Consider the following 13969-nt stretch of genomic DNA (forward strand, 5'->3'; position numbering starts at 1 on the left):
TTTTGACGCCCGGTCCGTTTCGTATCTCAGCAACTTTTTTAGTTTACCATACCGTTTCAGCTTTGTCAAGAACTTTTTTCGAAAGTTTTTCGACTCAACCGCTTCGTTATGGCCGCCGCCGCGCTCACCGCGCTGACAGCTTTGTTAGAATACCAAACCTTCTCCCGTTTGTCAACACCTTTTTCCCCTTTTTTCGAAAAAATATCAGCCGCGGGAAATTCCGCGGCTGATATTATATAAGGTATCGTTTTACTGAACGTTGACTTCCTCAAAAATGTCAACGATCTCCTTCTCAGGCGCCGGGGTAAGCAAGCTGACCGCAATGATGGCGACAGATGCCACAATAAACGCGGGCAGCAGCTCATAGACGTTCCACACGCCGCCCATGGGCCGCACGCAGAACTTCCAGACGAACACCATGATGCCGCCTGCCACCAGGCCAGCCAGAATACCCTGGCGGTTGCTGCGCTTCCAGAACAGGGCAAAGAGGACCGCAGGGCCGAAGGTGGCGCCGAAGCCGGCCCAGGCAAAGGAAACGATCTGGAACACGCTGCTGTTGGGGTCCGTTGCCAGGAAAGCGGCAACGATGGCAATGACGATAACGGTGAGCCGGGCCACCAGCATGGTCTGCTTGGCCGTCATCTTCACACCGAACACATCCTGCAGCATATTCTCAGAAAAAGCGGAAGCCGCGGAGAGCAGCTGAGAGTCTGCCGTGGACATGGTGGCAGCCAGAATACCGGCCAGGATCAGTCCGGCAATGATAGCGGGGATGATGCCATAAGAGGACAGCAGGTCCGCGATCTTGACGATCACAGTCTCGGAGGCACTGCCCTCCAGGGTGGGGATACGGCCGACCTTGGACACACCGTAGCCGATCATACCAATGCAGATAGCGACACCCATGGAAATAATGACCCACACAGAGGCGATGCGGCGGGAAAGCTTCAGTTCGTTTTCGTCCCGGATGGCCATAAAGCGCACCAGAATATGGGGCATGCCAAAATAGCCAAGGCCCCAAGCCATAGTGGAAACGATGGTCACCAAACCATACGGCGCGGCAGCGCCGGCGGCGGCATCATGGGTCTGCACGAGGCTCAAGTAGCCGGGCAGCTGCCGGACATTGTCCATCACAGCGCCGAAGCCGCCGGCCTGATAAATGCCGAACACCGTGATGACCACGAGGGCGCAGGTCATAATAATGGACTGGATCAAGTCCATGGTTGCGACGGCGCTGAAGCCGCCCACAGAAGTATAGCTGATAATGACCACCGTGCCGATGACCACTGCCAGCAGGTAATTCCAGCCGAACAGGCTGTTGAACAGCTTGCCGATGGCGGCCAGCCCGGAGGCCACATAGGGCACAAAGAAAATCAAAATGATCAGTGAGGCGATGCACATGATCACGGGCTTTTTCTCCCCGTAGCGTTTGGAAATAAACGAGGGGATGGTGATGGCGTCCAGACGGACAGAGTAGCGGCGGATCTTCTTGGCTACCAGCAGGAAGTTCAAATACGTACCTACGGCAAGGCCGATGGCCGTCCAACCGGCATCCGCCACGCCGCTGAGATAGGCAAGGCCCGGCAGGCCCATCAGCAGCCAGGAGCTCATATCAGAGGCTTCGGCGCTCATGGCCGTGACCAGAGGACCCATGCCGCGGCCGCCCAGATAAAACCCTTCCGCGCTCTTTTTGGAACGGCGCCCGATCATCACGCCTGTGAAAATCACGAAGCACAGGTACAGAATGATCGTCGCCATGATACAGATTTGTGAACCAGTCATTTCTCTTCTCCTTCTCGGACGGCATTCCGCCCTTGTAATCATGGGCCCTATCATACCACACTTGTATACAGAATGAAATGCAGAACGGAGTATAGAATAAATTCTATACTCCGTTCTGATTATTAGTCCTTTTTCATTAAAATTTCAATGCTTTTAAGCTAGACGATTTATAAAAATAAAAGCAAGCTAAATGATACAATATTCTTTAGGCTCCGTAGCTTTGCAGGAACATGGGTGTCATGCTGTCCGTGTACGCCACCAGGGAATACTCTCCGCCGGAGAGGCACCAGTCGTACATGAGAGCCCGCTCCCACAGGGCATAGGCCTTCACGATCTCGTTGACCGTGCGGTCCGTCCGCAGCTGTCCATCCCGCTGCCCCTGAGCAATGATCTGCCGCAGCAGCTTAAAATAGGTGCGGTTCCGGTCCAGCAGGTGCTTTTCGCCCCGGGCCAGCAGTTGGGTGGACAGCAGCCGGGCCAAAAGGTCCATGGAAATGCCCCCGTCGATCATGGCGAACAGCTCGTGATTCAAGTAAATGAGCTTCTCCATGGCGTTCATGGCAGGGTCCATGGCCTCCATCAACTCCTCGTACTTTTCGTCGAACACGTAGGCCAGCGTTCCCAAAAGCGCGTCCTTTCCGTCAAAATAGTGGTAGAAAGAGCCTTTTGACGTCTCCGATTCAAAAACGATGTCCTCCACAGTGGTGTCCTCGTAGCCCTGCTCGTAAAACAGCTTCCACGCGGCGGAAATGATGCGTCCCTTGGTATTTCTGGCGTTTTTTCTCGGCATGTCCGTCAGCTCCCTTCTGTTTTCAGCATACCATATTCCGGGATTTTCTGCAAATCAAACCGATTCGCTAATGGTTTTCGCATGATTTGCAAGTTTTTTAGCACATTCTCCATTGTACTCCCACATTGTGTGCTGTTATAATACAATAAAAATACTCCAGGGGGGACGCTTTTGAAATTCTGGAAAATGAACGGAGCCGGCAATGACTTTGTAGTGCTGAACAATCTGGAAGAGCACTTGAGTCCGGAGAGCCTGCCCCAGGTGGCCCGCACCCTTTGTGAGCGGCATCTGTCCATTGGCGCCGACGGATTGATGGTGGTGGATGCCCCCACCCAGGGCGGCGACTATAAAATGCTGTTCTTCAATTCTGACGGCAGCGTGGGCGAGATGTGCGGCAACGGTGCCCGCTGCATCTGCCGGTACGGCTATGAAAACGGCCTTGCCGGAGAGGTGCAGACCGTGGAGACCACCGCCGGCATCGTCACCGGTCGCCGGGTGTCAGAGCGGCTGTACCGGGTCCGGCTCAACGACCCCACCACAGTCAAATTGGATTACCCCGTGGAGGTGGATGGGACCGCCTACGACTGCGCTTACGTGGAGCTGGGCAATCCCGGCCTGCCTCACGCGGTCATCCCCTATCCCGGTTTGAAAAACGCCGACTGGAACCAGCTGCGGGAGCTGGGGCGGAAGCTGCGCTGGCACCCCGCCTTTCCCAAAGGTGCCAATGTGAATTTTTATGAGCTCACCGGAGAGGACTCCGTGTATGAGCGGACCTTTGAGCGGGGCGTGGAGGACTTCACCTATGCCTGCGGCACCGGCACCGGCTCTGTGGTGACAGTCTTGACCCTCCAGGGCAAGGTCAGTGGGCAAAATGTCCGGGTGGACATGACCGGCGGTCAGCTCATCATCGACGTGGAACGGGAGGCCGGCCGCATCACGGACCTGTATCTGACAGGTCCCACCAACATTGTTGCAAAGGGTGAAGTCACCGATGAGGACCTCTCCCTGGCAAAATAAATCCCCCCGTGTGTGAAAAATTAGGAGGAATGTATATGGAAGCAAAATCTGTCGCGAAAAACTACCGCTTCATGGCCATCATGATCGGCTCCATGGTCTTGGGCGCCATCGTGGGCTGGGTCTGGCCCGCCTTCGGCAACAAGATCAGCTTTTTGGGCACTGTGTTCATCAACATGATGTTCTGCATCGTGGTACCTCTGGTGTTCGCGTCCATCTCCGGTGCCGTGGCCAACATGGAAAGCCGCAAGCGCGCCGGTAAGATCATGGGCGTCACTGTGGGCACCTTCGTGGTGACCGGCGCCATCGCCGCCGTCATCATGTTCGTCCTGGTGAAGCTCTTCCCCCCCGTGCTGACCGCCTGGGCGGAGCTGCCTTCTGAGGAAATGGGCGAGTATGCCACTCTGACCGAAATGATCGTCAACTTCTTCACCGCCAGCGACTTCGTGGGCCTGCTGACCCGCCGGGCCATGCTGCCCCTCATCGTGTTCTCCGTGCTGTTCGGCTTCGCCGTGAATCTGAACGGCGGCAAGGAGACCATGGTGGGAAAGTTCCTGGAGGACTTGACCAACGTCATGCTGAAGTTCGTGAAGATCGTCACCTACTACGCTCCCGTCGCCTTCTTCGCCATCTTCGCCGATCTGGTGGCCACCTACGGTTCCCAGGTCACCGTGACTTACGGCCGCGCCCTGCTGCTGTACTATCCCCTGTGCTTCGTGTACATCTTCACCGCTTGGCCCCTGTTCGCCTGGTTCGGCGGCGGCAAGGGCGCTGTGAAGACCATGTTCCAGCACATCACCCGTCCCGCCGTGGTGTCCCTGGGTACCTGCTCCTCTGTGGCTACCATCCCCACCAACATGGAAGTGGCTGCTGAGACCGGCATCTCCAAGGACGTCAGCGACATGGTGCTGCCTCTGGGCGCCACCATGCACATGGACGGCTCCTGCTTCTCCTGCGTTCTGAAGATTGCTTTCGTTCTGGGCGTGTTCGGCCAGGACCTGGGCTTTGAGAAGCTTCTCCCCGTGGTGCTGGTGGCCGTGCTGTCCTCCGTGGGCATGAGCGGCGTTCCCGGCGGCGGTTACATCGGCGAGTACATCATCTGCTCCATCTTCTTCCCCGAGCAGATCGAAGTGGCCTTCCCCATTCTGGTAGCCATCGGCAACCTGGTGGACCCCCCCGCCACCATGATCAACTCCGCCGGCGACTATGTGGTCAGCTACATCGTCTCCCGCTTTGTGGACGGCAAGGATTGGCTGCAGAAGGCGCTGGCCGCCAAGAAGTGATCTCCCGTTCAAGCGCAGAAAAGGACCGCCGTAAAACGGCGGTCCTTTTTATATTTGTATGTATCACATGTATGTATCACAGCTCGCCCTTGAGCATCTTGTCCTTCACCGACTGCCCGAAGGGCGTCACGGCCAGGCCGCCCAGGGCAGTCTCCCGGAACTCCACCGGCATGCGGCGGCCCACATCGCCCATGCAGTCGATGACCTGGTCCACAGGGATGCGGCTGGTGACGCCGGCCAGGGCCATGTCGGCGCAGCTGATGGCGTTGACGGCGCCCACCACGTTGCGCTTCACGCAGGGCACCTCCACCAGCCCCGCCACGGGGTCGCACACCAAGCCCATCAGATTCTTGAGGGCCATGGCCACGGCGTTGCCGATCTGGTCCGCGTCGCCGCCCCGGAGGGCCGTCAAAGCGCCCGCCGCCATAGCGGAGGCAGAACCGATCTCCGCCTGGCAGCCGCCGGCGGCGCCGGCGATGCAGGCGCGGAAAGCAATGACCGCACCGATGCCGGAGGCCACATACAGTGCCTTGAGGATCTCCTCCTCTTCCAGGTCACCCTGCTTGTAAAGCGGCACCAGCACCGCGGGCAGCACGCCGCAGGCGCCGGCGGTGGGCGCCGCCACGATCTTGCACATGCAGGCGTTGGACTCGCCCACGCTGAGGGCGGTGGCAATGACCTCCGCCAGATAATCACCGCTGAGCGGTTTTTCCTTGGCGGCATAGTCCCGCATCCGGGCGCCGTCGCCGCCCACCAGGCCGCTGACGGACCGGCGTTCGCCCTGGTAGCTCTCCACCGATTCCAGCATGGCCTGCCATGTAAAGCGCATCCGCTCCATGGAGGCAGCCTCGGTCACTTCCCGCTCCTCCATATCCGTGTCCAGGACCACACGCCAGAAGGGCTTGTTTGTTTTTTCAATTTTGTCAAAGATCTCCTGCATGGATTCCAGCGCCATGTTACACGTCCTCCTTTTCGTAATAGGTGACGTCGTGCACGGCATAGAGCATGCTGATCCGCTTCACCACGTCGGCCTGCAGCTTCTGGTCGGTCTCGATGATGGTCAGCACATCACCGCCCCGCCGGTTGCGGCAAAGGCTCATGTTGGCGATGTTCACGCCACCCACCGCCAGCTCATTGGTGATGCGGGACAGCTCGCCGGCCACGTCCTGGTGGCGGACCACCAGCGTGTTGTAGGCGCCGGTGAAGTTCACATCCACGCCGTTGATCTTGTCCACGCGGATGCGGCCGCCGCCGATGGAAACGCCCTGGACCGTCATCTTTTTGCCATTGGCGTCCTCCACCTTTAAAACAGCGGTGTTGGGATGGGCGTCCCGCAGCTGCACCGGGTGGATGCAGAACTCCAGCCCCTGCTCCGCGGCGATCTCAAAGCTGCGGGGAATGTCCAGATTGTCCGGCCGCATGCCGAGAAGCCCCGCCACCAGGGCCCTGTCGGTGCCGTGACCCTGGCCGGTCTCCGCGAAAGAGCCGTGAAGGGCGATGTCCGCCTTCACCGGCTGGCTGCCCAGCAGAGCCCGTGCCATGTTTCCGATGCGGACGGCTCCCGCCGTGTGGGAGCTGGAGGGACCCACCATCACAGGCCCCAGAATGTCGAAAATATCCAGCATGTCTCTCATTTCCTTTCCTTTAGATTGTCCGCTTGGCGCAGACAATTTAGGTACAAATAGACCATATCACACTCTTTTCGATTTCGCAAGGCGTTTTCGGCAGGATATACAAAAAAGTTGACCCCGGTGTCCATCCATCGTATACTATTGTCTGAAAGGAGGGCTTTTCATGAGCTCTTTGCTGATCAAAAACCTGCGCAGCATCGTCACCTGCGACCAGGAGGACCGCGTACTGTCCGGAGTCGATCTCTATTGTGAGAACGGCTTCATCCGGGCCATAGGGCCAGAGCTTCCCCAGCGGGCCGGCACGGTGCTGGACGGCAGCCATTACTGGTGCTATCCGGGCCTGGTCAACACCCACCACCACCTGTACCAGGTGTTTTCCCGGAACCTGCCCCAGGTGCAGAACATGGAGCTGTTCGACTGGCTCACCACTCTGTACGAAATCTGGAAGAGCCTGGATGAGGAGGTCATCCGCCTTTCCTCCCTCACAGGTATGGGCGAGCTGATGAAGCACGGCTGCACCACCTGCTTTGACCACCACTACGTCTTCCCCACCCACGCCGGCGACCTCATCGGTGCCCAGCTGGCCGCGGCGGAGGTGCTGGGCATCCGCATGTTCGTCTCCCGGGGCAGTATGGACCTGTCCAAAAAGGACGGCGGCCTGCCGCCGGACAGCGTGGTCCAGACAGTCGACGAGATCATGAGGGATTCCGCCCGCATCATCGAGGCCTACCACGATCCCCGACCCGGCTCCATGCGCCAGGTGGCTCTGGCCCCCTGTTCCCCCTTCTCCGTCAGCGCCGAGCTGCTGCGGCAAAGCGCCATTTTGGCCCGGCAGTACGGCGTCCGCCTCCATACCCACCTGTGCGAGACAAAGGACGAGGAGAACTACATGCTTCACCATCACGGCGTCCGGCCCCTGGAGTTCATGGCCTCCCTTGGCTGGACCGGCCCGGACGTGTGGTACGCCCACGGCATCCACTTCAACGACGAGGAGCTCCGGGAACTGGCCCGCACAGGCACCGGCGTGGCCCACTGCCCCATCTCCAACATGAAGCTGGCCTCCGGCGTGGCCCGGGTGCCGGAGATGCTGGCCCTGGGCGTTCCCGTGGGCCTTGCGGTGGACGGCTCCGCCAGCAACGACGGCTCCTCCCTGCTGGAGGAGCTGCGGGTATGCTACCTGCTCCACCGGCTCCACTCCAGCAAGGCGGCCCCCTCCGGCTACCAGGTGCTGAAAATGGCCACCCGGGGCAGTGCCCGCCTGCTGGGCCGGGAGGACATCGGCTCTTTGGAGGTAGGCAAGTGCGCCGACCTGTTTTTGGTGGATTCCCGCCGGCTGGAGCTGGTGGGCGGCGAGTACAGTCCCGCCGACGTGCTTGCCACCGTGGGGCTCCGGGGCCCCGTGGATTACACGGTGGTGGGCGGAAGGATCACCGTCAAAGAGGGCCGGCTCGTCACCGTGGACGAGGCGGTCACGGCGGAAAAAGCCCGCCGCTGCTGCCGGGAATACCTGTCCAAGTAAAGAACAATACCGGCCTGCGTCATTGAACTGCAGGCCGGTATTGTTTTCATGTCAGTCCAGCACCTGGACGGCGGCGCCCAGAACACCGTCACCGATATAGACGCTGAGGGTGCCGTCGATCTCGCCCTCCCAAATGTGGTCATAGTCCGGCAGGGCCGCCGTCAGCTTCCGCCGCACCAGCTCCATGCCCTCCGGTGCGCCGCCGTTGGCCACCGCCAGGTTGTACCGCTTGTGGCCGCCGCATGCCTTCACCGTCAAGTCCACCAGCTTGTCCACCACCTGGTTCCTTCCCCGGACCTTGGCCACGGAGGTCAACTGGCCGTCCTCGGCAAAGGTCAGCAGAGGCTTGATCTGCAGCAGCATTCCCGCCGTGGCGGTGACTTTGCCGATACGGCCGCCCTTTTGCAGGTACTCCAGCGTATCCACAGAGAAAAACGGATGGGTCCCGGCGATCAGCTGAGGGGCCCGGCGCTCCGTCAGCTCCTCCCAGCCCATGCCGTTTTGGATGTCCTCCGCCAGCTGCAGCACCGTCATGCCCAGGCCGAGAGAACCGCTGCCGGAGTCAAAGGCCCGGACCTCCAGCTTGCCCCGGCACTCCTCCGCCACCAGGCGCAGCAGGTTATAGGTGCCGGACAGGCCGCCGGAGAGCATCACGGCAATGACGCCGTCATAGCCCTCCTCATAGATACGGGCCAGCAGCTTCACGATCTCCTCCGCCGCCGGCAGGGAGGTCTGGGGCAGTTCCCCAGCCCGCAGGCGCGCATAGATGTCGCTGCCCCGGATATTGACGCCGTCCAGGTATTCCCCATCGGCGCACAAAATACGCAGGGGCACCACGAAAATATGGTTCTCCTTCGCCAGTTCCGGAGACAGGTCGGCACAGGAATCTGTCAGTAAAGCAATTTTTTGCGGGGTCATGACAGCACACTCCCATTCTAAACGGACTTCTTGCAGTTTAGAGAGTATTATCCCACAAAAGCCCGGAAACCGCAAGGGCTAACCCGGAAAAAGACGGGGCCTTGTTTTTCTCCCGGATCGCGGTATACTGGATAGCAGAGGAGGCGATCCCATGAAGCGTTTCGACATCGTCGTGGGCGATATCACCCGGTCCGACGCGGAGGCCATCGTCAACGCCGCCAACACCACCCTGCTGGGCGGCTCCGGCGTGGACGGCGCCATTCACCGCGCCGCGGGCCCGCTGCTGCTGGAGGAGTGCCGCACGCTGGGCGGCTGCGAGACCGGCAAGGCCAAGCTGACAAAGGGCTATGACCTGCCTGCCAAATACGTCATCCACACACCGGGACCCATCTGGCAGGGCGGCGGCGAGGGTGAACCGGCCCTGCTGGCCTCCTGCTACCGCAGCTGCCTGTCCCTTGCCGCCGCCAACGGCATTGCAAGTGTGGACTTTTCCTCCATTTCCACTGGCGTCTACGGCTACCCCCTCCCCCAGGCCGCCACCGTGGCCCTGCGGGCCATCATGAGCTGGCTTTCGGAGCACGAGCTTCCCCGGCAGGTGCGGATGGTCTGCCACTCGGAAGCCACCGCCGCCGTCTACCGCCAAGCCTGGAATCTCTGGTACGCGGAAGAAAAGGATGATCGCCTGTAAGTGAAAAGATTCCTCCCACATTGTGGGAGGAATCTTTTTCAATCCTCTTCAAAGCAAATGCTTCCCTTTTGCTGCTTCGCCCGGTACAGTACCGCATCCGCCCGGTCCAGCAGCCGCTCCGCTGGTTCTTGACGCCGGTATTCCGCAACACCGATGCTTAAAGACTCCGGCGGCTGACCGGGAAGGGTGGCCACTTCCCCATAGCACCTCTGCACTTCCCTGCACGCCCGCTCCACCTGTTCTCTTCCACAGCCTTGAAAGAGCATGCAAAACTCGTCGCCGCCGAAGCGGAAGGGGTACGCATCCTCGCCGGACAGCTCCAGCAGCACCTGCCCCAAGGCTTGCAGATACTGGTCACCCTGGCTGTGACCGTAGGTGTCATTGAGGCTTTTGAAATCGTCCAGATCCATCATGGCCAGAAAATACCGCCGCCCGCTCTGGTCCTTCTCCATTTTCTGGAACATCCGCCGCAGGGCCTCCCGGTTCCACAGCCGGGTCAGCTGATCGCGCATGGATTCCTCCCAGTATCGCTTCCGGTCCTGCTCCAACCGGATGGCCTCTTCCCGTTTTTCCCGCTCCATCAGAATCATAAATGCGCAGATACTGTAAAACAGCAGCAGCAATACCAGGGACAATCCGAAATCCACAATGGTGTCCATGCTTTCCGTGACCCGGGCCCGACCGGGGTCCCAGCGCAAAAACAGGTCGGAGATCGCCTTGCCGCCCACGCAGAAGAGGGCAACGTAGGCTGTCAGCCGCTGGTCCCCATACACCACCGTCAGAAGCATAGGGATGATGAACAGGGAAAACAGGGCGGGAAACACCGCGTGAACGGTGTACATCGCAAAGGCCATCACCGCCAACAGCGTGGAGATGATGTAGATCTTCCGCCGCTCCGGCAGAGCGCTGCCTATGGTCATTGCCGCCGTCAAAAGCAGCAGCACATTGATCCCGAAGGGTACCGCCAGGTACTTTAACAGATACCACCCCGGAGAGGTCATGGGGATCTCCAGCTCCCGAAGCACAAAATACATGACCACTTCCGCCACCGTGGCGAAGATCACCAGCGCGGTCATCAGCTGATACTGCATCCGCAGCCATTTGCTGTCAGCCCGAAGCTTCTTTTCCCGGACGACCGTGCTGCCATTTCGGTCATTGTCTTTTATATCCACAGCCATCCCTCCCCAGATTTCTCATATAAACGCTATGTAAGCGCTTTTATTATACCAAATATTTCCGCGCCTGTCACCTGCTATTTCCGCTCAGCCGTTCTGGGCGTCGATCTTCTCCTTCAGCTCCGTGAGGTAGATCCAGCGCTCTGTCTTTTCCTCCAGCTTTTTCTCCAGCTCATCCTGCCGCTCCTGGAGCTCCTGCAGCTTCACATAGTCGCTGCCGCAGCGGCCTTGCGCATCGGCACATTCCGCCACCTGCCGCTCCAGCTCCGCAAGCTCGCTGTCAATATTTTCAAACTCCATCTGCTCCTTGTAGGAAAATTTCAGCTTCCGCTCCCGGGGACGCTCCGCCGCCTTGGGCTTTTCCTGTCTGGCGGGAGCCGCCTCCTCCCGGCGCTTGGCCTGCCAGTCGGACCAGTTTCCCGTGCAGCGCAGCACCTGGCCGTCCCGCACCTCAAAGATGGACTCCGCCAGCTTGTCCAGCAGAAAACGGTCATGGGATACCACCAAAATCGGGCCCGGAAACCCTTGGAGGTAGTCCTCCAGGATGGACAGCGTGGTCACGTCCAGGTCGTTGGTGGGCTCGTCCAGCAGCAGTACATTCGGCGCCGACATCAGTACCGACAGCAGATACAGCCGGCGCCGCTCTCCGCCAGAGAGGCGTCCAATGGGCACGGACTGGAGGTCACCGGGGAACAAAAACCGCTCCATCATCTGATTTGCGGTGAAAGTCCCCTCATCGGTTTTTACCTCGTCAGCGATATCGTGGATAAAGTCGTAGACCCGCCGGTCCAGGTCCAGCTCCCGCCCCTCCTGGGAGAAGTGGCCGATCTTCACAGTGGCGCCTATTTCCACGCTGCCGCTGTCCGGTGCCAGCTCTCCGGCGATGAGGTGCAGCAGGGTGGATTTGCCCGCGCCGTTGCGGCCCACGATGCCGATGCGGTCACTTCGCAGCAGGTTATAGGAGAAATGGTCCACCAGCGTTCTTCCGCCAAAACTCTTGGTGACATCCTTTACTTCGATGATTTTTTTCCCCAGCCGGCTGGAAGCCGCCGCCAGCTGCACGGTGTCGTCCGTCTCCGGCGCGTCCTGGCCCAGCAGGGCCTCATAGCGCTGGATGCGCTCCTTGCTCTTGGTGGTCCGGGCCCTGCAGCCCCGCATGATCCATTCCCGTTCCACCCGCAGGATAGACTGGCGCTTGCGCTCGCTGGCCTCCGCCATTTCCGCCCGCTGCTCCTTCAGCTCCAGGTACTTGGAGTAGTTGGCCTCGTAGTGATACAGCTTGCCCCGGCTCAGTTCCGTGATGTGGTTCACCACCCGCTCCAGAAAATAGCGGTCATGGGTCACCATGACAAGGCCGCCCTTGAACCGGCGGAGCCAATCCTCCAGCCAGGCCACCATCTCGCTGTCCAGATGGTTGGTGGGCTCGTCCAGCACCAGCACGTCCGCCGGGTGCAGCAGCGCCGCCGCCAGGGCCACCCGCTTGCGCTGGCCGCCGGAGAGGGTGCCCACCTTCTGGTCAAAGTCCGGCAGGCCCAGGCGGTTCAGCATAGACTTGGCCTCGTATTCATTCAGTGCCCGGAACTCCGGGGAAAAGTGCAGGAACACCTGCTCCAGCACGGTTGCGTCGTCGTCCATCACCGGATTCTGGGGCAAAAAGCTCACCTGCACGTTGGGATTGCGGGAGATGGCGCCGCCGTCCGGCTCCGTAATACCCGCCAGCACCTTTAAAAGCGTGGACTTGCCGGTGCCGTTGATGCCGATGATGCCGACCTTGTCCCCTTCATTCAAGTAAAAATTCACATCCTCCAGCAGTTGGCGGCTGCCGAAGTTGATGGAGATGTGTTCCGCGGATAACAGCATGGGTTTCCTCCTTGCGTATTTGCAGAGATAGGTTATTTTACCACACCCGCCCGGTTTTGGCTATGCAAAACCGGATTTTTGTGTTATTGTGAAAACCGAAAGGGGGCCGTGCCTCTGGAGACCATCACAAAAACCATCACAGCGGAGGAGGACAGCTCCACCGTCCGCCACATTTTAAAAGCAAAGCTGCACTTTTCCACCCACGCGGTGGCCCGGCTGACCCGGGCGGAAAACGGAATTCTGGTAAACGGACGCCATGCCCGAACCGTGGATATTCTCCGTGCCGGGGACATTTTGCAGGTGGAGACCGGGGACCACCGGCCTCCCAAGGTCCTGCCCACCCCCGGCGACTGGCCGCTGCCCATCGTGTGGGAGGACGGGCACCTGCTGGTGGTGAACAAACCCGCCGGTATGACGGCCCACGCCTCCAACTTTCTGCCGGACACCCCCACGGTGGCGGGAGCCCTGGCCTGGCAGCGGGGAACGGACTTCATCTTCCACTCCGTGAACCGGCTGGACAAGGGCACCACCGGCCTCATGGTGGTGGCGAAAAGCGGCTACGTCCATGACCGCCTTCGCCGTGCCCTGCACACGGCGGATTTTTACCGGGAGTACCGGGCTGTATGCCTGGGCTGCCCCCAACCCCTCCGGGGCACCATCGACGCCCCCATTGGCCGGGACGAGACCTCCGCCGTGGCGCGGACGGTGCGGCCCGACGGGCAGCGGGCCGTTTCCCACTATGAGGTGCTCCTTCCCGGTGAAGCCCTCTCCCTGGTAAAGCTGGTGCCCCAGACCGGACGCACCCACCAGCTGCGCGTCCACATGGCCTCCATCGGCCACCCGCTGGCGGGAGACTGGCTGTACGGCACCGAGGACCCTCACCTCATCCCCCGCCCCGCCCTGCACGCCTATGCCCTGCGCCTCACCCACCCCGTCACCGGGGAAGTGCTGTCCTTCACCGCGCCGCTGCCGGCGGATATGCGCCGGCTGGTGCCGGAATCCTAAAGAGGAGGAATATGTTATGTTAACTTGGAATGTCACCTATCACTGCAAGCCCGGCCAGCGGGAGGCCTTTTTCAACGCCCTGTGCGCCCTGGGTGTGCGGAACAACTCCATCCGCGAGGAGGGCAATCTGAAATACGACTATTTCTTTGACGCCCAGGACCCGGACGCGCTGCTGCTGGTGGAGTCCTGGGCCACCCCGGAGCTTCAGAAGGTCCACTGTGAAACGGAGGTCTTTGCAAAGCTCCAGGCATTGAAGGCCCAATACTGCGAGACCGTGACCATCGACAAATTCAATCACTGACAA

At 60.2% G+C, this 13969-nt stretch carries 14 protein-coding genes; 7 read left to right on the forward strand and 7 right to left on the reverse strand.

Going from position 1 to position 13969, the window contains the following annotated elements; all coding sequences use genetic code 11:
* On the forward strand, positions 1–230 hold a 230-nt coding region (locus ACTQ4R_RS12010; protein ID WP_441628996.1), incomplete at its 5' end, for a hypothetical protein.
* Positions 231–249: 19 nt separating this feature from the next.
* On the opposite strand, the gene ACTQ4R_RS12015 is transcribed toward ACTQ4R_RS12010, so the two are convergent.
* Positions 250–1782 (reverse strand): sodium/proline symporter, encoded by a 1533-nt coding sequence (locus ACTQ4R_RS12015; protein ID WP_441628998.1) that lies wholly within the window; start codon positions 1780–1782, stop codon positions 250–252.
* A gap of 205 nt (positions 1783–1987) precedes the next feature.
* The gene (locus tag ACTQ4R_RS12020; RefSeq protein ID WP_441629000.1) at positions 1988–2572 is read right to left on the reverse strand and encodes a TetR/AcrR family transcriptional regulator; all 585 of its coding nucleotides are present in this window, start codon (positions 2570–2572) and stop codon (positions 1988–1990) included.
* A 171-nt stretch (positions 2573–2743) separates the two neighbouring features.
* Between ACTQ4R_RS12020 and dapF the strand changes: the two genes are divergently transcribed.
* Both dapF and ACTQ4R_RS12030 read left to right on the forward strand, forming a co-directional pair.
* Positions 2744–3589, forward strand: coding sequence for a diaminopimelate epimerase (dapF, locus tag ACTQ4R_RS12025; RefSeq protein WP_441629002.1), 846 nt, complete (start codon positions 2744–2746; stop codon positions 3587–3589).
* 35 nt (positions 3590–3624) lie between these two features.
* Positions 3625–4869: a dicarboxylate/amino acid:cation symporter gene (locus ACTQ4R_RS12030; protein WP_441629004.1), complete on the forward strand. Its 1245-nt coding sequence runs from the start codon at positions 3625–3627 to the stop codon at positions 4867–4869.
* Positions 4870–4945: 76 nt separating this feature from the next.
* Here the strand turns inward: ACTQ4R_RS12030 and sdaAA are convergent, their stop codons facing one another.
* Positions 4946–5824 (reverse strand): L-serine ammonia-lyase, iron-sulfur-dependent, subunit alpha, encoded by an 879-nt coding sequence (gene sdaAA, locus ACTQ4R_RS12035; RefSeq protein ID WP_441629006.1) that lies wholly within the window; start codon positions 5822–5824, stop codon positions 4946–4948.
* 1 nt (position 5825) lies between these two features.
* A complete protein-coding gene (sdaAB, locus tag ACTQ4R_RS12040) occupies positions 5826–6503 on the reverse strand; it encodes an L-serine ammonia-lyase, iron-sulfur-dependent subunit beta (protein ID WP_441629008.1) in 678 nt (225 codons plus the stop codon).
* Between the two features lie 160 nt (positions 6504–6663).
* On the opposite strand from sdaAB, the gene ACTQ4R_RS12045 reads away from it, so the two are divergent.
* Complete coding sequence (locus tag ACTQ4R_RS12045) at positions 6664–8019, forward strand: 8-oxoguanine deaminase (RefSeq protein ID WP_441629010.1); 1356 nt, start codon at positions 6664–6666, stop codon at positions 8017–8019.
* Positions 8020–8070: 51 nt separating this feature from the next.
* Here ACTQ4R_RS12045 and ACTQ4R_RS12050 read toward each other — a convergent pair whose 3' ends face one another.
* Positions 8071–8937, reverse strand: a complete 867-nt coding sequence (locus ACTQ4R_RS12050) for a DegV family protein (protein WP_441629012.1) — start codon at positions 8935–8937, stop codon at positions 8071–8073.
* A 151-nt stretch (positions 8938–9088) separates the two neighbouring features.
* Here ACTQ4R_RS12050 and ACTQ4R_RS12055 point away from each other — a divergent pair, with 151 nt between their 5' ends.
* Entirely contained in the window at positions 9089–9625 is a 537-nt protein-coding gene (locus ACTQ4R_RS12055) for a macro domain-containing protein (RefSeq protein WP_441629014.1), read from the forward strand.
* Positions 9626–9663: 38 nt separating this feature from the next.
* On the opposite strand, the gene ACTQ4R_RS12060 is transcribed toward ACTQ4R_RS12055, so the two are convergent.
* The gene (locus ACTQ4R_RS12060; protein ID WP_441629016.1) at positions 9664–10797 is read right to left on the reverse strand and encodes a diguanylate cyclase domain-containing protein; all 1134 of its coding nucleotides are present in this window, start codon (positions 10795–10797) and stop codon (positions 9664–9666) included.
* 90 nt (positions 10798–10887) lie between these two features.
* The gene (locus tag ACTQ4R_RS12065) at positions 10888–12660 is read right to left on the reverse strand and encodes an ABC-F family ATP-binding cassette domain-containing protein (protein WP_441629018.1); all 1773 of its coding nucleotides are present in this window, start codon (positions 12658–12660) and stop codon (positions 10888–10890) included.
* A 108-nt stretch (positions 12661–12768) separates the two neighbouring features.
* Here ACTQ4R_RS12065 and ACTQ4R_RS12070 point away from each other — a divergent pair, with 108 nt between their 5' ends.
* Together ACTQ4R_RS12070 and ACTQ4R_RS12075 are read left to right on the forward strand one after the other, a co-directional pair.
* Positions 12769–13665: an RluA family pseudouridine synthase gene (locus ACTQ4R_RS12070; RefSeq protein WP_441629020.1), complete on the forward strand. Its 897-nt coding sequence runs from the start codon at positions 12769–12771 to the stop codon at positions 13663–13665.
* 16 nt (positions 13666–13681) lie between these two features.
* Complete coding sequence (locus ACTQ4R_RS12075; RefSeq protein WP_441629022.1) at positions 13682–13966, forward strand: putative quinol monooxygenase; 285 nt, start codon at positions 13682–13684, stop codon at positions 13964–13966.
* The last annotated feature ends 3 nt before the right edge of the window (positions 13967–13969 follow it).

The sequence above is a fragment of the Dysosmobacter sp. Sow4_B12 genome, assembly GCF_052116665.1.
In the GTDB taxonomy this organism is placed as follows: domain Bacteria; phylum Bacillota; class Clostridia; order Oscillospirales; family Oscillospiraceae; genus Oscillibacter.

Coding starts and splice junctions, on each gene's coding strand:
- ACTQ4R_RS12015 (WP_441628998.1), bottom strand. CDS start 1,782: ATGACTGGTTCACAAATCTGTATCATGGCGACGATCATTCTGTACCTG.
- ACTQ4R_RS12020 (WP_441629000.1), bottom strand. CDS start 2,572: ATGCCGAGAAAAAACGCCAGAAATACCAAGGGACGCATCATTTCCGCC.
- ACTQ4R_RS12030 (WP_441629004.1), top strand. CDS start 3,625: ATGGAAGCAAAATCTGTCGCGAAAAACTACCGCTTCATGGCCATCATG.
- sdaAA (WP_441629006.1), bottom strand. CDS start 5,824: ATGGCGCTGGAATCCATGCAGGAGATCTTTGACAAAATTGAAAAAACA.
- sdaAB (WP_441629008.1), bottom strand. CDS start 6,503: ATGAGAGACATGCTGGATATTTTCGACATTCTGGGGCCTGTGATGGTG.
- ACTQ4R_RS12045 (WP_441629010.1), top strand. CDS start 6,664: ATGAGCTCTTTGCTGATCAAAAACCTGCGCAGCATCGTCACCTGCGAC.
- ACTQ4R_RS12050 (WP_441629012.1), bottom strand. CDS start 8,937: ATGACCCCGCAAAAAATTGCTTTACTGACAGATTCCTGTGCCGACCTG.
- ACTQ4R_RS12055 (WP_441629014.1), top strand. CDS start 9,089: ATGAAGCGTTTCGACATCGTCGTGGGCGATATCACCCGGTCCGACGCG.
- ACTQ4R_RS12065 (WP_441629018.1), bottom strand. CDS start 12,660: ATGCTGTTATCCGCGGAACACATCTCCATCAACTTCGGCAGCCGCCAA.
- ACTQ4R_RS12075 (WP_441629022.1), top strand. CDS start 13,682: ATGTTAACTTGGAATGTCACCTATCACTGCAAGCCCGGCCAGCGGGAG.